The sequence below is a fragment of the Bacillus sp. AG4(2022) genome (assembly GCF_031844465.1).
GTDB classification, from domain to species: Bacteria; Bacillota; Bacilli; order Bacillales; family Cytobacillaceae; genus Bacillus_AB; species Bacillus_AB infantis.
In genome coordinates this window covers 78843-96706 of sequence record NZ_JAUZVH010000003.1, presented here as the reverse complement: position 1 = coordinate 96706, position 17864 = coordinate 78843, and the positions used below count along the sequence as shown (strand labels likewise).

Below are 17864 nucleotides of genomic sequence, written 5' to 3'. Positions count from 1 at the left end.
AAAGTTTGTGGGGGTAGTTACCTCTTTTTTCTAATTAGTCATCATCACATCAACCAAAGACCTGCCGAAAAAAGAGCAGCTTATCACAGAAATCACCAAAAGGCTGCCGCAGGTTAAATCAATCATGCAATACATCAACGGCGAAAAAACATCTTTGATTTTCGGAAAAGAAACGCGCCATATGCACGGGGAAGAATACATCCAGGAAACACTCGGGGACCTCTCCTTCGAGCTGTCCGCCCGAACCTTCTTCCAGCTCAACCCCGAGCAGACCGTCAAGCTCTATAACGAAGTCAAAAAAGCCGCAAGCCTCACAGGCAAAGAAAAAGTCGCAGACGCCTACTGCGGCGTAGGCACCATCGGCCTCTGGCTAGCAGACCAGGCAGGCGAAGTCCGCGGCATGGATATCATCCCGGAATCCATCCAGGACGCCAAGAAAAACGCCGCCCGCAACAACATCCAACACGCCAAATACGAAACAGGCAAAGCCGAAGTCCTGCTTCCGAAATGGATGAAAGAAGGGTGGAGACCGGACGTCATCGTGGTTGATCCGCCAAGGACCGGGCTTGACCAGGCACTGCTGAAAACGATTTTGAAGGTGAAGCCTAAGAAGGTTGTGTATGTGTCTTGTAACCCGTCTACATTGGCGAAGGATATTGCGGTGCTTGATCCGGAGTATAAAGTGGAGTATATGCAGCCGGTGGATATGTTTCCGCAGACTGCGCATGTTGAAGTGGTAAGTGAATTAGTATTGAGGAGTGGAGCAGGTTCCTGAGGAGGGGGCCTGTTTTTTGATAAAACAGAATAGTTAATTGAACTATATAAGGTAGCTGTTATATTAAAATAGTTTGTTTGATATAGATTTATATTTTAAAACTCAAAAAAAAGATAACAGTGTCTAACGAAGAAAAGATAATTGTGACTTTACTAGATTGTACAAAAGTTGAGTTCCACATCGAATAAAAAGGCTTGGAATAATATCCAAGCCTTTGAACTAATTAATATTATTCAATTTTTTTAAGATTACCATGGTAGATGTTCATCAAAATTGATGAATTCTGGTGGTGGTTCCAATAAAGTTGTTATTAGTTGGGGAGTTGCTTGTGTTGGTCGGCCATCTCCGCAACTTGGACATATAACGTACCATTTTCTACGACTTTCTACTTGTAGATGGTAGTTATTCATGTGCTTTACAAGTTTATGTCGATTAGAGCGGCAGTGTACCTTCACCCAGAATTCATTACATTTTTTGCATGTATAATAGTATTTTGGGTACCCACCTTGAGTTAGAAGTTGACGCTCATGTACTTCTTCAGCCTCTCCACAATTCCAACATACTTTATGCTCACTGAGATGATATTCCATAATTAATCGGAACCAATTTTTAAAAACATAGGTTTTAGAAGGTATCATATAAATAGAACCGTGCTTATGTGCCTTCTCGTTACTTAAATTAGTGTTAAAAAGCGATTCATTATACATGACATGGTATGGGTTATACTTATCTTCAGCGTTTTCGGAAATTGCTATATCAGAATGTATAATACCAGATGCCAAAATTGGAGCTTGCCACTTTGAATCAATCGGTTGCATGTTTCCGTATTTATTTATTGCAATATCAATAATATCCTCTACCCACTGTTCCGTTCCCTGTGAATTATAATTTCGATATTTTGCATCTAAAACAACAATCCCCAAAGATTTATTATCCTTTTTAAATTTCAGAACGAAGTCTGGTGTAAGGTATTGGCTAAAAGGTAAATCTATTTTTGGCTCATAATAGAGTTCAACTTGCCAATGCTGCCAATAGAGTGTAACAGAGAAATTTTGAAGCCCTTTTTGATTTCCAACGAGTAAGTAGTCATCTAAGCAGGCAGTCACATCTTTATAACCATCTAACCTCCAGCCTATTTCCTTAGTCAGTAGGTGTAAAATTTTATAAAGAGTCCAAACTTCGAAAATATGCTCTACTTTTCCTGTACTAATCTGTCGTTGATGCTGTTCTACATATAATGATGCGGAAAGCTCATTCTTAATCCGTTTGACTGCTTGCCATGCTACACGGTAGGTGGGATTATGCAAAAATAATTGAGTTGGTCTTATTGGGAGTCGTTCATTTAAATTAAGTGTTGAAAATAAAGGCAACATCAATAAACTCTGTGCAGTTTCTCGTAACTCATCAAACTCTGCAGCAGCACTATGAATTTCTTCTTTAAATTTGGTAAGTGCCTGGAGTTTCTCAAGTTGCTTTAAACGCATAAACGCTTCTTCACTTTGGTCTGCACCATGCATCATAACCGGTAATTCGTTATCTAAAAAGTCTAGGAGAGAAACTCTACCTTCCGGAACAAGTATTTCGTTACCGTTTACGTGAATGCTAGAAATATGCACAAAGTCAAATGTATAATCATAAAAATTATCAAGTCTTCGAGTGGCGACAGCATCAACACCATTAGGTTGGGGTCGCACAAATCCACGAATATTAATGGTTCTAGGTCGATGCTTTGATTGTATTTGTGCTTCTTCACAGAAAGCATTATAAAATCTGACTTGGGACTGTACATGATTACTAGCAAGTTGGATTGTACCAAAATGGCTATTCGGAACTTGTGGTATTCGGCCAAAAGGGGTCTCGATAGCATAGTTTCTGATCCTTAATTGCTGTTCACGTCTATCATATTTTAATTGTGCTCTCATTCCATGAACGGATTGATGATGATAATAGTGATTACTATTCGTAAATATGCCATTCATCTCAAGTGTTAGTTCAATATATTGGGTATCACGTACTGTATTTGGATTTGCTGTAAAGTTTGCTATAGCTTTGATATTATCGCGAATACTGCTTTCTTCATCTAAGTATCGTTGCATATCCTGTGTTAACTTACTATGTATCCTGTTGTATGTATTTATATCTTCTATCTTATCAACAGAACCAAGCAATCTTTGAATTTCTAAATCACTTTTATGGAAATGCATCTCACGCTCATTTATTACATTACGTAATAGAGACTTTGTTGTAATTTCAGTTGAACCCATTGCAGCAGCATATCGAATTAAATCTTCTAATAGTTGTTTTATTAGCTTATTCTCATACGTAGCGACCATAGGTTTGAGAGATCGACTTCGATAATTTGGTTTTCCAGGATTCACATATTGTTCAATTTCCATATGAAGGTCAAAGCGTCCGTGACTCTGCGGCTTTTTCTTCGTCGTATGCAATTCTAGTATTGTATGTGGGTTAGCATTAATCTGTTTAATTGCAGTTGTTAGTTTTTTTAATTGTTCCTGCAGTTCCATCACAACTTTATTTGAACTAATTGCAACTTTGGCAACATTTCGGTCATCTCGTACAAAATCCTCCCGGATTCTGTATAAATCGGCGATCATCTCTTCATAATCCTCAATTGGTAAGGAGGATGGAACAAAGTGGATGGCTGCAAAATTGTTAGGTTGACCATTTGCTGTACAGCTTAACTTCGCTGTTCCTGCATTTGTTAGTCCAGTTAAAATACTAGATTCATCATAAAGATAATAGCCCTTGCGCTTCTTATTTGAAAAAAGCGTTGGTTCAAACCAAATGTTCTTGTCGAAATGATAAACAAAATTATGACTAGATTTTTCGTCGGGTGAAATAACAGAAACTTTTTCAACATTATTTTCCTTATCAACGAATCGAACACCAATTTGTCGCATGAAATTTTCATTTTGGCTGCGATAATGGTTTGGAATAACCCACTCTTCTTTATTTTTTCTTGGAATTTTATCGCCAATATCTATAGATTTTATCGGCAGTAGTTTTTGGGTTGGTTTTACGCTATGGTCATACCTAACCTTGATCATGAATAACTCTACATACATGCCTTATCAACTCCAGTATGAGTATAAGCCAGTTTGTTCAAATCTTTGCTGCATTTTTTCGAGTTTTCTCTTACTTAATAATTCATCTTTTACATGACGCTCAACTACTTCTATTAATCTTGTAATTAGCTGTTCATCATCTACCATTTCATGAATCCTAGGTAAGAGTTTCATTATTGTAATATCATCCGCTAGTTGCTTAGTAGAAATTCCTAGGTTTTTCGCAGCTACGTAGTACAATAAAGTATGTCTTTCTACACGTTCATTATATTCGATATGCCAGTTCTTAAGTTCTTGTTGTATATCCTTTACTGCTTCACGTAATTGATTAGAGATTTTTGGTGTTTCTGTTGTATTGGTTGTAAAGTACTGGGCAGAAATATGGTACTGTCCGATTTTTGAAACTGATGCTACTTTTTCACTTTCCTGACGATAAAGTGGGATGACAAAGCTACGATCAATTACTTTTGGGCTTAGAGCTTGTACAGCACCATCCACATTCATTGTTCCTATAATACGAACATTTTGAGGAATATTAAGAACCGGCGCGTATCGTTTCAAATTTTCAAATCTAGTAACCATCTCATAATGTGCTAACGAATCCATTTGAATCTTTCTTAAGGCTTCCTCAATTTCTAGTGTTTCTTCTTGAGACATTCTTTGAATGAACCATCTTATTTCATTCATATTTTGTTCGTATTCAAAATCACTATATAAACGAAGATTTCCATCTTCTAATTCCCTTATACTAAGTACATCAGCTAAATAGTATTCAATCTGTGCAAGGTTCATTTCATCTAAACAAATAAAGTATAGCTTATCCTCATTTTGCTTCGCTTCAATAAGACAATCTAAAAATGCAGAAGGTGCATATAGTTTTCTAATAGGATTATAAAATCCAAGTAAATCTTGTTTATCAGTCCAGCTTGGCTGAACCGGAATTATTTCATATTTTGCATTAATAATCGACGCCAGCTGCTTCACAATTGTTGTCTTTCCAGTGCCTGAGGGACCAGATAAGATAATCATTTGCTCTGTCATTAGTGCTAGTAATAGCTGACGTAATGTTTTTTCTTCATAATGATAGCCACGAGCACTAAGTTGCCCTTGGATACCTTTAAGTAATTCAGAAGTTGATGTTGGTGTCTCTAGAAATGGTTCATTTAACTTTTCAGTTTGTACTTCAGATTGCTCATCTAATACAAAACCTAGTTTTATAAGTTTTTCTTGAAGTGAATTGAGATTTAGTTTTGTATTTTCTAAAAGGTCTTCTTGCCTCTTCATATTTGCTAATTTTTCATTGAGATTTTCTATATCATTTTTAATTTTAACTTTTATGACATCCGCTGCAACATCAACAAATCGGCTTTCTCCGTCTTTATACAGGGATGGCTTTGCTAAAGCAATAATACCTAAGTCCTCTTTGTTCATTCCGATTAAATCAAAGATTTCACCAGTTTCCTCAATTGGATAGACATCATTATAGCCGGTATTAAATATATTCCCTTTTTTTACCTCATTATCAAATTCAGTGAGTGTAACCTTTGCAGCAACTAATATACCATCTTCATAGTGTGTTGCCTTTCCCTTTGTTCGGCAAAAAATAGATAGTGGACGACTAAAATCACTAAAAATTTGAGACTCCAAAACTACTCCTGTGTATGGGTTGATCAATTGTTCTATAAAGAAAAATGGTTTTTCTTCAAAAGGATTTCTTACACGTCCAATAAGCCAGAAATCTTCTAACTGTGCTCTATTCAATATGTATGATTCTCTATTATTAGACGATAATTCTGCAAACGCTTCTATAGTAATAGCCTCAATCATTTATAAGCCCCCAATAAAATATATATAGTTTGATTTTATCATAAATACTCATACAAATTTCCTACATATACCAAAAAACTGTTAAAATAAAGGTGTTAGGATGGCTTACAATTTAAGAATATATTGTAAGGAGAAAAGAGAAGATAGATAAATTTAATATAGATGAGCGAAATAAGAACATTAGACTGTGTGTTAGTTACGTTTTTGTATTTAATAATTACTTAAATACACAGAGGCTGAAGAAAAGACCGCATTATAAAACGAGAAATTAACAAAATATCAACAGCAACCTGAAAGAATATGATCAGAAATTTGACTGATTAACAGGTATTATTATGAGTAAGTTAAGTAGATAAATTACATTTCTGGTACGATGGAGAGCTCTAATCATTCCACCATTTAGTAGGATATGATGTTTTAACTAACCCACACAGTAATATACTTGAAATGCCAGATAGGAATTGGGAATCGCACTTTATGTATTCCTAAGTCTTGCAATCAAGCCGTCAATACAAGTCTAGACGGAAAAGATTTATCCAAGTGGTCGAGTGATGTGTCATTTAGATAGATTACTTACATGCGATACTATTTCAGATGAATGAGACCTAACAAAGAAAAAATGGAATAAGTTGAAGTCTATAACGGGAGGTGTCGAAATGATTACACTTACTACAGATCAAATAAAACTTGCAGAACATCTATTAATTACTGTGAAAAAAAGAGAGCCTATTGTGGAATATAAGGAGTTGGGGGACAGAGTCTCACCACCAATTCACCATCGGCAGGTTCCAAGGAATATTGGAGTTATTTCGGAACTATGTTTTCAGCTGGGGTTACCTTTTTTATCAGCAAAGGTTGTAACTAAAGGAGTAAATGAGGCAGGTGCTGGTTTTTATAAACTATACACAGAGTATTTTCCCGAAGCAAAGAAGCTAACCCCTAAAGAGGTGTTTTCTGAAGAACTGAAAAAAATTAGAGAATGTACTGAATGGTATAAGCTTGCAGATTATTTACATATTGATATTAATTTGCCAAGGCCGACTTTTAAAAATGATTTGCCGACATCCATAAGGATTTTGCCCATGAATAGTAGAGAAGAATTTCCCGAAATGAGCATAGAGGATGTTCAAAAGAACTATTTCATAGGTAATCTTATTGATAATTGAGAGGGCTTGTATTACTTTAGGAAAACCGGAATGAATGTATCTGAGGGCTGTCTAGTACTCTTTCAATTTGATAATTTGATTATTGCATCGGCAAATCTCCAAACCATTGAAAAGTATGATAGTCCATTTGAGGGACAATATTATGGATCTTATAAATTTGATATAAACACGGTCAAAATCTTTCAACCTATTACGATAGCAGAACTAAATAAAATTGACAGTAGTATAACTAGATTTTCACAGTCGAAACAGGAAATTAATGTTTCATGTTGGCCTGAAATTGATGGTCTGATTAAAAGAAAGGAAATGACTTTTATGGCAGAAGAATTGCCGGCACAAGAATCCCCCAAGCTTATAGAAGGAGCAAAGAAACAGGTTCTGGTTAATGCGTATGAAAGAAATTACAAAGCAAGGCAACGATGTATAGAATATTATGGTTGTTTTTGCTCAGTTTGTGGCTTTGATTTTGTGAAGTCTTATGGGGACGAATTTGAAGGGAAAATTCATGTCCACCATCTTAAGGCACTTTCTGAAGTTAATGAAGAATATGAGGTGGATCCAATAAATGATCTACGTCCAGTATGTCCAAACTGCCATTTAGCTCTTCACTCCAAAGTTGGGGATAAGCCATATTCAATTGAAGAATTGAAAGAAAAAATCTACAGAATTAATTCTTCGAATTAGAGGAAGGATAAAAAATTTATTAACAACCTATATATTATGTGCCTCTTCCACTTACAGAAAAAGAGAAATAACGTGAACATGGTATCCATCCAATCACAGATCTAGAATTCACACAAATATTTGTTAGATGGCATCTAGCCCTACATTTAATTCATAGTCGGAAAGCTTGCCCCAAGGAGGGAAGTTTCACTTATTAGCATTTTTCATAAAATGTTCTTTGGTGTCAAAAATCTATTAAAAAGACCGAGGGGATAGTTGCAATGTCTGAAGATAAAATGTTAATTAACTCAAATGAAATCAATAAAATTGTTGTCTCTAATCCTATAGGCGATGAGCTTTCCTTGGAAAAAGTAACTGATGATAAATTGGGAGCAAAGAAAAGATACAGGGAGGTTTTTGTATCTGACGTGTCATTAATGACGGGCAACATTTCGCAGATGGCATTGCAAGTTGCTAATCAAGGAATGACTTTAGCTCAAATTGCAAAAAAAGCACCTAATGGCTTGTTTACTGCAACTGCAAATCCTGCCACTTTGTCTAAATTTGCAAATGGTACTACAACTACAATGGTGCGAGACGCGTCGAATCGTTTAGTCAAGCATGCTGGATTCGCTGACGTTGGTTTAAGTGTTTCTGTGAATCCAGCCATTCTTCTTTCAGCAGGAATGCAAGTGATGTCAGCCGTTTCAGGAACAATTTATTTACATAAAATTAATGCTCAAATGACAGACATGGATGCGAAATTGGAAAAACTAATAAATTTTCATCATGATATAAACATTGGGCGTTTGATTGCAGCCAGAAAGGGTCTGTCTGAAATCGCGAAAAGAGAATTTGTTGATACGGTAGATTTATCAGCAATTAGGAATTTCAAAAAAACTGCAAATGAAATTCATGAAGAATATGTGTATCGTTTGAAAAGAGAAAAAAGAGAATTGCACAAAGAAATTGGTTCCAAAGCCGAAAAAGAGTTGCTTTTGGAAATAAATTTCACAATGACAATTGCTTTTGAGGCTAGTAAATTATCTCTGTTTGCAGAACTAATTGAGATTGGAAGCAGAATGAAGATTTGTGATCAAATAGAAATGATTAATGGGCTAACCAAACAATTAAAACAAAATTATGCTGAAAGTTTTTATCATCATATTGATTCAGAAGTTAAGAATGTCTATTCAAATATTAAGCAGCGGAGCAGTAATGAATTGGTTAAGAAAAAGGCGAAATTTGAAGAATCTTTAGATGAATTAACTGACAACTATGGTTCCACTGGTTGGGGCATATTACCTGAAGTTTTAATTAGGATGACCGTTGCTGGCAAAGCTAAATTCGATGTTAATAAAGTCAACAAAAAAGTTGAATCAGAAAACGAAAACTTTAGCACCTTAATAACAGGTATGAAACAGAGCAAGGAGAGCGATGGAATTGATCATATTATTAATGAAATCGTTGAACTGCCATATATAGAAAAGGAAATTCTGTTTATACCCACCGAAAATAAGAAACAACAAATATATGTGGCATTTGAAGAAGAGTAAAATGTTTGAGTCCCCCCTGAAATTAGGTGGTACATCATTACGCAAGATGAATTTATGCGTTTTAGTATCATCATTCTATCAAAACATATGCTGAAGTGGTAAGTGAATTAGTATTGAGGAGTGGAGTACGTTAATGAGGAGGGGGACAGCATCGCATGTGGAGGTTGTTACAGAATTGGTTTTAAAAGTGGAACCTATTGTTTTCCCAGTTACGTCCTTTTTCTTGTGTTGGTGGAAGTCGATCTCCTCTATCAATTTCAATTATACAAGATTTAGGTACTCTACATCTCTTGGACCAACTTCTTTGTATTTTTTTGGTGGTTGATTGTCCGTAATATATAGGGGAAATAAAATTTAAAAAAGAGATTTATGGGGGTTATTATGGAATACAATTTAAAAGGTCTAATAGATTATTGGGAAAAGATTTTTTTAGCTGAAGATCCATTTGGGACTATATTAGATTTAGAGGACTCGGATAAATTAAGAACAATTATTAGGCAGAAATTTGATCTTAGATATTATCCTGAACCCTTTTATGGATATTTCAAAGAGGATATGACAACAGACATTTTATTTCTATTGCTTAATCCAGGACAAGAAAGAGTATCCGAATTAGAAAATCGCTTTCCAGCAGAAACATTAGCGGAAAGTCGTCGTCTTTGGAATGAAAGTACGAAATTAAGACACATCGATTGGACGAAAGCAGACTTCCATAAAGAAGAGAAAAACATCTATGCTTCCGAAAAGTGGCGTAATGATAGATTAGTAAAAGCACTAGAAATATTAGATGAATACAAAAATGAATATGTTCCACCTGAGAAATGTTTTTTACATACGGCTGAATTCTTCCCATTTAGATCGAAAAATTTTAATATATCAAATAATTGGATTTTTAATTTAAATGCAACTAAGCATATGTTAGGTGCACTCAAAGAAATCACCCTAAAGAACAAAGTGCGATATATCTTCGGTGTTTCGAAGAGTTGGTTTGATATTTTGGAACACAAGAACGGAATTTTTGAGCCTAAGCGGATAATTAGGGTAACATTAAAAAAGAAAAATTCCGATTCAAATAGTAAATCCTATTCTCACCGGATGGCTCTCTATCGTCTTACTGAGGAAGCTACCCCAATATTAGTCTATAAGGCATGGGGATCATCAAGAATGAATTTACCATCAAATGAGTTAGCTGTAAGGATTATTCGTTATATGTTAAATGTACCTGGAGGGGAACTTCCAACTAAAGATGATAAATTTCATATATTTGTTGATTAATGGGGCCTACTGATATTATTGTGGCATATTGAAAGGTACTGTCTATAACGAAGTCAAAAAAGCCGCCGCCCTCACAAGCAAAGAAAAAATCGCCGACGCCTACTGGACTAGTGTGCCTGCCACCACAATAGCTAATGCATTAAAGAGTTTGGGAGCCAGGCACCTTCTTTTAGCGCCGTCAAGGAGGCGCAGTCCACGGCATGGACATCATTCCAAAACCCATCCAGGACACCAAGAAAAATGTAGCTAGAAACAAAATCAAACACGCTAAATAAGAAACAGGCAAAGCTGAAATCCTGCTTTCAAAGTGGATGACAGAAGGATGGAGGCCGGATGTAACAGTGGTTGATCCGCCTAGAACGGGGTTAGATCAGGCACTGCTGAAAACTATCTTGAAGGTAAAGCCTAAAACGTTGTTTACGTGTCCTTTAATCCGTCTACATTGGCTAAGGATATTGCGGTGCTGGATCCGCAGTATAAATTGAGTATATGCAGCCGGTGGACATGTTTCCGCAGACGGTGCATTTTGAAGTTGTTTTAAAATTAATATGATTTAAAAAAGGCTCATTCAAACATTTGCTTGGATGAGCTTACCTTAAAAAAAGATTTTCTATGAAAAAAGTTGGTAAACAAAAAAGGAGGTACCCAAGTGAATTATTCGAAATTCACTAGGTACCCAAAATTAATTAAAACACCTTCGTAGTCCAATCCTCACAATTCCAAATATCGGTCGCAATTTCACGGTAGAATTCAGGTTCGTGGGATACCATCAATATACTTCCGCGGTAGGCTTTTAGAGCACGCTTTAATTCTTCTTTTGCGTCGACATCCAGGTGGTTGGTAGGCTCATCTAGGATGAGTAAGTTCGTTTCTGTGTTTAAAATTTTACACAGACGGACTTTGGCTTTTTCGCCGCCGGATAGGACTTCGACTTTACTTTCAATATGCTTGGTTGTTAATCCGCATTTTGCAAGAGCAGCGCGGACTTCAGCCTGATTCAGGCTTGGGAATTCGCTCCAAATTTCTTCAATGCAAGTGTTATAGTTGGTCTCTTTAACTTCTTGCTCGAAATAACCGAGGTGTTGATATTCGCCGCGTTCGACTTTACCCGAAATAGGATTAACCAGCCCAAGAATACTCTTTAAAAGGGTAGACTTACCAATACCGTTTGCACCCACAAAGGCAATTTTTTGTCCGCGTTCCATTTTTAAATTCAGCGGGCGGGACAGTGGTTCATCGTATCCAATAACAAGATCTTCTGCTGTGAAAATCCAGCGGCTGGCTGCACGGGCTTCTTTGAAATGAAATTCCGGCTTAGGCTTTTCTCTCCCCAATTCAATAACTTCCATTTTGTCGAGCTTCTTCTGGCGGGACATCGCCATATTACGAGTCGCGACATTTGCTTTGTTACGGGCGACAAAGTCCTTTAAACCGGCAATTTCCTGCTGCTGGCGCTTGTAAGCAGACTCGAGCTGCTGCTTCTTCATTTCATGTATATTTAAGAAGTTATCATAGTCACCAACATAGCGATTCAATTCCTGGTTCTCCATATGATAGATCAAGTTAACAACACTGTTCAAGAATGGAATATCATGTGAAATCAGGATAAAGGCATTTTCATATTCCTGTAAATAGCGCTTCAGCCATTCGATATGCTGTTCATCCAAATAGTTCGTAGGCTCGTCCAGCAAGAGGATTTCAGGCTTTTCCAACAGAAGCTTAGCCAGCAAAACCTTCGTACGCTGCCCGCCGCTGAGATCATCCACATCCCGATCCAGTCCAACGTCGTCTAATCCCAGACCGCGCGCAACTTCCTCAACCTTTGAGTTGATTTGATAGAAATCGTTACTATCCAACGTTTCCTGCAGCTCCCCAACTTCAGCAAGCAGTGCCTCGATATCAGCACCTTCATCACCCATTTTTCCATATAGTTCATTGATCTCTGCTTCAGCATCAAACAGATATTGAAAGGCAGTGCTCAAAGCCTCCCGCATCGTCGTCCCTTTTTGAAGTACCGAATTCTGATCTAAATAGCCAACGCGAACTTTTCGTGACCACTCCACCTTGCCCTCGTCGGGCTGCAGCTTGCCGGTTACAATATTCATGAAAGTAGACTTACCCTCACCATTTGCCCCAACAAGTCCAACGTGTTCACCTTTTAAAAGACGAAAAGACACATCATTAAAAATCGCACGATCACCGAAGCCATGACTTAAATTTTTTACATATAATACGCTCATTTTTTTACCCCCATGTAAAAATGTCTCTAGTGGATATCTTACTAGATTTAGACTGAATTTTGTAGTTGAAGTTATTTCAAGCAGTGCATCCTATACTTTCGAAGTGGCTGAGTGAGATTCAAAATATCCGCTTCGTTAATCGCTATAGCGATACACCACAGGGGATAGATCAGGATTCCAAAAGGAATATCAATAAAGAATTAATGTTTCTAAAGAAATAGGTGCCTACCCTCACATTTTTGCCCCCGTAGTAGCGTGTGGGGTCACGCACTTTCTTTAAGAAAGTATGAATTGCTAGAAATGATAGGCAGTATTTTCGCCTCCATCGCAAAGCTCAACAAAGGCGAAAATATTAGAACTGGTATTATTCTTCTTATCTGAGAGGAGCTTACGATTATTACCGACATCATGGAATTTGGTCAGAGAATAGAATACCCTGCTACTCAGTTGTGAGCGGCAGGGGTTTTGATTTATCCGTTGCACATAAGGTTGATGGAATTCAATAAATTATTTTTGTTCCGGATCATCTTCGGCAACCAGCGTATGATACTGGTGGTCATCAAAGAGGCTATCTTGAACATAATGACTAGCTTTAGCTTTCACTTCGTCCGAGATACTAAGTGACGTCCTTAATTCATCAAGAAAAGCTTCTTTTGTGCGCACATGATTATAAAATGGAAGGCCAACAATACGATAATGATCATCATCAACTAAAAGGCCATCTTCATCTTTTTCCTTAATTTGCTTCAGAAAATCTTGTTTCCAACCCTCTTTACCATTGTCGAATTGTCCATTGGAATCTAGAAATTGACTTCCTTTTGGCTCAATAAAGAATTGCCAAGATACGTTACCAGTTTCCGCATCATTTGCAAACATAACAAAGTCTGGCTCGAAAGCATTACCTTTATCAAAACTATAAATTCTTATTGCTTTCTCATTACGAAGCAAATAGATATCAGTTAGTTTTGTTTCAAGCTCAGCCATGTGCTGTTTGATGGTTCTAACTACTAATTTTTCCTCGCTTGTACCAAAGTTATCTGTATAAGCATACCAGTCAAGTTTATCGATATCCTCGAAGATTTTGGTTTCAGTTAAGTCTTTTTGAGAAATACCATTCTCCTTGTTGCTATTCGAATTAATAACATACTTGCGTTGAATTCTCTTCTCGAAAACATCTTTAATCTTGACTGCTTTGAATTCCAACGTTCCTTCGTACTGTTTCTCAACATTAATGTACTCATCTGCAATAGCCTGCAGAATTGCATTTGAAATAAACAGCTTGTGATCTTGAGAAAGAGTTTTTACATCCTCTTCATCACCAAATACAATAACAGACACCTTGTTTTGAATTTCTTTCAAGAAGCCTTCCAAAGTTGGTAGTCCGACATAAGATTTATGCAGTTTCTCAAAATTAAAATCTTTATTTTTTAGGTTTACTGCTGCTCTCAAAACATTGAGGGTGATTTCTTTTCCGACTTTGAACTTTCGGTTATCTTGTTTTTTCTTAACTTGAAAAACCTCTCTGTCTTCTCCTTCAAAAGCTGCAAAATCACCCATTCCAGAAGTTGGAAGATGCACTTCCAGTTCCTCTGGAAGAATGATTTCCCAATCATCCCGGAATAAGGATCCTTGCACTGATGTAAAGGAAGGCTTCTCAACTCGACTGTTTACCCAAACGACACCGTTCTTATAAGTGCCTGTTTTTCGGAAGGATCGTTTTAATTTGATTTGCCTTTCAACCATTGATTGGTCATCATAGATTCCGGATTCTCGAAGAACTTGCTTCAGCTCAGAAATATACTTCGGGTTGTCTTTCGAATGGTAATGAAGTTGTTCAATCACACGTAGTTCGGCCGCTTCATTATAGTCAAATTTCCGCTTGTATTTCATAGCAAAATCATTATTGATGACAAATGGATAGTAACGAGCTCCACGACCAATAAGTTGCTTCTCTGCATTAGTTGTCGCCCCGGGCTTAAATCCAGCCTTCGTCGTCTTCCCATCACGAGTATCGTAGAGGCGAACGATATCAAACAGATTTAGTACATCCCATCCTTCGTTCAGCATATCAACGGCAAAGATAGCCCGAATCTCATTTTTGGGATCTTCCAGAGTATTTAATTCAACCAACTTATCACTCGTCTTATTATCACTATCGATAAGCATTAATCGTTCTTCGCGGAAGTCTTCTTTTAATTCAGCAATAAGGTTCTCATGAGTAATGCCACTTTCATCAAAAAAGTCAAACGCCTGTGTCAAAATGCCATCAAGGCCTGTTGAGGATTGTTTTTGTTGTTCAATTTGATCAGCTGTTAATGCATCCAAAATTTCAAGAAAATCAGATAGATTTCCAGCGCTCTCTGTCTTCTTTTGTGACTTAAATAGAATTAGTGGCTTTAAGTTAATTCCATTTTTTAATGCGACTTTCTTTCTAAATTGACTTATGATTATTGCCTGAAGCATACGCACATCAACTTCATTATTTACCAGGTGGAACAAAACATCTTTACTATAACCATCTAATCGAAAATCTTTAAGGTCATATTTATACAGTAAGTGTTCCCTGTACTTCGCTGCAATGTCAGCATCTGACAAATCTATCGTTGCAGTGAACTCGAAAAGAGAAGATTTTTTAGCATTTCTTTGAATATTATTCACTGTCGCAGTCCAACTGGTATTATCCTTTTTCTCATCCGCATTGAGTCCGGCATTCAAGTGATGTGCTTCGTCAGCGAGCATTACAACGGAAATGTCCTCGAATTGTTCATAAGAGAGACGATTTTCACGAGGTGTATTCAAGTCGATATGCAGTTGCTGGATAGTTGTAAATAAGAGGTTAATTGCATTCTCGTTCGAATCTGAAAAATCAGTAACTTCCCGGATTTCTACCAACTCATCAGCAATCATTATGGAATCAGCAAACAAATATTTCCCTGAAGTTGAATCGAGAAAGTTAGCCCGCGTTTTTTCAATAATGTTAGAATTATTTACAAAGAACAGAAAGTTCCTTTCACCCTGCTTGTACTTTTCCAATATGATTGCAGCCATCATCATCGTTTTACCTGATCCAGTCGCCATATTAAAGAGCAATTGTTCGGGGGAGGTTCGATTTTGTTCATCTCTATGCGCATAGTTCAAATAGCGACCAATACCTTCTAATTGATATTCGCGCAACTCATGCCGAAGATTTTCAGTGATATAGTTAGGAACTTGATCCTTAAAGTAGTTGGCAAAAATACCTAGTCCCCCATCATATTTCTCGTATAAGAATTGTCCCATATCTACTCACCATCCCTATAGAATTGACGGTTTAAAACTTTGTCTTCAGCACTAATCCCGTAAGACTGATCCTCAATATCAGAAAAATTCACATACAAGTTGTTATTATCGATAATTTCGCGAAGTAATTGCTTTTGTTCTGCAAATGATAGTTTTTCAAATTCCGAAGACTTCATTTTCTTAGGGTCAACTCGATATGAAATAAAAGATGATTTCTTCGCTAATTCGAATAGCTCAAATAGCTCGCCATCATCACTTGCTTCCTCAATTCTATTGACAAATTTTTTTGCATCATTCTTAATCTCACAGTAAACAAATGAACCACCGCCAGTCCATCCCTGTATTTTAGAAATACCGCTTTGGTCTCCGTTTATAACTGATTCCAATCGAGGGATGGCAAGTTCATTAATATAGTCTAATTGCTCAATGCCAATGTATCTTCGACCAAGTTTATGGGCAACCGCACACGTTGTACCACTTCCTAAAAAGAAATCCATAACTATATCGTTCTCAGAGTCAGTACCCATTTCAATAATCCTCTTAAGAAGTTTCTCAGGTTTTTTTCCACCTTTTAGAACTACTCCTCCTTCAGATGCGATTCCTTCATATGGTGTGTCAGTCCACATGTTTGTTGCTTGGACACTAGGTACCATTTCACCATTTATATCTCTTATTTTTTTCTGATAAAACGCCATTTCTCGGCCTTTATTTACATACACATCATATTGGCCTTCTCTTCTCACTAAAAAGATTTCACCAGGGCTTAATTTAGATTCATTCCTTACTTTTTTTATCTGTGCTCCTGCTTTATCACCAATTGCGACTGATTGAAACACTTTATCTGGATTCTTTAAAGCATATTCTGCCATTAACCCCGAAATTATCTTGTCATCGTATTTTTTCTTGAAGTCTTGTAACGTCAAACCTAAGTCTTTGGCTATTACATCCTTAATATCAACAATGTTCCAATCCTTAAAATCATCGTGAATATTCGTTATAACCCATTTGTAGTTTGCATCGTAGTCGGCTTCAACATATTGGCGATTATACGTCCACTTGGATTTATTTTTTGCAAAGCCAATAATATATTCTGCAGTTTCAAAGACACCAGGATTCACACTCTGAAATCCGGAAGGTGATTTTGTTTTTACTGTAATCTTATTAATAAAGTTGTTGGTTGTTGGAGTGTTAAAAATCTCCTTCATCAACAAGTGTAGTTCAGCAACACCATCATCACTAATTTGAGCAAAAATTGCACCATCCTCTGCTAATAACTCTTTTGCGAGTTCTAGACGATTTTTCATAAAAACCAGCCAAGTTGATAATTTGAAATTTGAATTATATCGAAAAGTATCCTCAGACTTGTTGGCGTTGAAATAATATGGGGGATCGATATAAATTAATTTAATTTTCCCTGCGAATTTTTCTTTTAGACTGGACAGAGCTAAAAGGTTGTTCCCTTTTATTATTAGGTTTTCATCACCCGAAATGTTTTCTAATTTTGAAACACCTGTCGAATCATGGAGAACAAAATTTGAAAAAGCTTTTGGTTCCATCAACCTGGTCACCTCTGTTGGTGACAAAATTTCATTGAAAAATAATTCATCTCGCTTCGCATCTTCCTTATGTTGCCCACCTTCAAGAACACAATCCTTGTAAGGCCAGTTAAGGACAATTTCTTTATTTTGTGAAAGTAAATCTACCTCCCCCTTATTTGCTAGACCAATTTTTTGTTTATAAATTGTATAACTGTCAGGCAAAAATGCCTTGTTATTCAAGAACTGAAGAAAAACGTCAAGCTTAAAAATAAGTCCCCCATTAGTTGAAGAGAAAAAGTGAGCTTTAATCTTTTCGTTTGATTGGAGGGTATTCAAAAGCCCAGCATCGTAATTTCGTGCAAGCTGACCCACCAAGTTTTTGTTAAGTGTTCCCTCTACTACGTATTGTTCTTTTGAAAGCAGTAATTCTTGTAATTCTTTATTCACGAGCTAATTCCC

General features: G+C 36.7%; 9 protein-coding genes and 2 pseudogenes. 6 read left to right on the top strand and 5 right to left on the bottom strand.

Features of this window, described 5'->3' with window-relative positions:
• Nucleotides 1-34 precede the first annotated feature (34 nt).
• A pseudogene (rlmD, locus tag Q9R36_RS09360) lies at nucleotides 35-775 on the top strand (23S rRNA (uracil(1939)-C(5))-methyltransferase RlmD); the annotation flags it as partial.
• A gap of 248 nt (nucleotides 776-1023) precedes the next feature.
• On the opposite strand, the gene Q9R36_RS09355 reads toward rlmD, so the two are convergent.
• Both Q9R36_RS09355 and Q9R36_RS09350 read right to left on the bottom strand, forming a co-directional pair.
• The gene (locus Q9R36_RS09355; RefSeq protein ID WP_311224999.1) at nucleotides 1024-3861 is read right to left on the bottom strand and encodes a nuclease domain-containing protein; all 2838 of its coding nucleotides are present in this window, start codon (nucleotides 3859-3861) and stop codon (nucleotides 1024-1026) included.
• 6 nt (nucleotides 3862-3867) lie between these two features.
• The gene (locus Q9R36_RS09350) at nucleotides 3868-5688 is read right to left on the bottom strand and encodes an AAA family ATPase (RefSeq protein ID WP_311224998.1); all 1821 of its coding nucleotides are present in this window, start codon (nucleotides 5686-5688) and stop codon (nucleotides 3868-3870) included.
• Between the two features lie 656 nt (nucleotides 5689-6344).
• Here Q9R36_RS09350 and Q9R36_RS09345 point away from each other — a divergent pair.
• From Q9R36_RS09345 to Q9R36_RS09325, 5 genes and pseudogenes are all read left to right on the top strand, one after another.
• Nucleotides 6345-6854, top strand: a complete 510-nt coding sequence (locus Q9R36_RS09345) for a hypothetical protein (RefSeq protein ID WP_311224997.1) — start codon at nucleotides 6345-6347, stop codon at nucleotides 6852-6854.
• A 30-nt stretch (nucleotides 6855-6884) separates the two neighbouring features.
• A complete protein-coding gene (locus Q9R36_RS09340; protein ID WP_311224996.1) occupies nucleotides 6885-7538 on the top strand; it encodes an HNH endonuclease in 654 nt (217 codons plus the stop codon).
• Nucleotides 7539-7798: 260 nt separating this feature from the next.
• Nucleotides 7799-9073 (top strand): hypothetical protein, encoded by a 1275-nt coding sequence (locus Q9R36_RS09335; protein WP_311224995.1) that lies wholly within the window; start codon nucleotides 7799-7801, stop codon nucleotides 9071-9073.
• A gap of 381 nt (nucleotides 9074-9454) precedes the next feature.
• Entirely contained in the window at nucleotides 9455-10348 is an 894-nt protein-coding gene (locus Q9R36_RS09330) for a hypothetical protein (RefSeq protein ID WP_311224994.1), read from the top strand.
• Between the two features lie 40 nt (nucleotides 10349-10388).
• Nucleotides 10389-10900 (top strand): annotated as a pseudogene (locus tag Q9R36_RS09325) (class I SAM-dependent RNA methyltransferase); the annotation flags it as partial.
• A gap of 134 nt (nucleotides 10901-11034) precedes the next feature.
• Here the strand turns inward: Q9R36_RS09325 and Q9R36_RS09320 are convergent.
• The 3 genes from Q9R36_RS09320 to Q9R36_RS09310 form a co-directional block, all read right to left on the bottom strand.
• A complete protein-coding gene (locus Q9R36_RS09320) occupies nucleotides 11035-12588 on the bottom strand; it encodes an ABC-F family ATP-binding cassette domain-containing protein (RefSeq protein ID WP_311224993.1) in 1554 nt (517 codons plus the stop codon).
• A gap of 507 nt (nucleotides 12589-13095) precedes the next feature.
• Nucleotides 13096-15867: a DEAD/DEAH box helicase family protein gene (locus Q9R36_RS09315; RefSeq protein ID WP_311224992.1), complete on the bottom strand. Its 2772-nt coding sequence runs from the start codon at nucleotides 15865-15867 to the stop codon at nucleotides 13096-13098.
• 2 nt (nucleotides 15868-15869) lie between these two features.
• The gene (locus tag Q9R36_RS09310; RefSeq protein ID WP_311224991.1) at nucleotides 15870-17852 is read right to left on the bottom strand and encodes a site-specific DNA-methyltransferase; all 1983 of its coding nucleotides are present in this window, start codon (nucleotides 17850-17852) and stop codon (nucleotides 15870-15872) included.
• Between the last annotated feature and the right edge of the window lie 12 nt (nucleotides 17853-17864).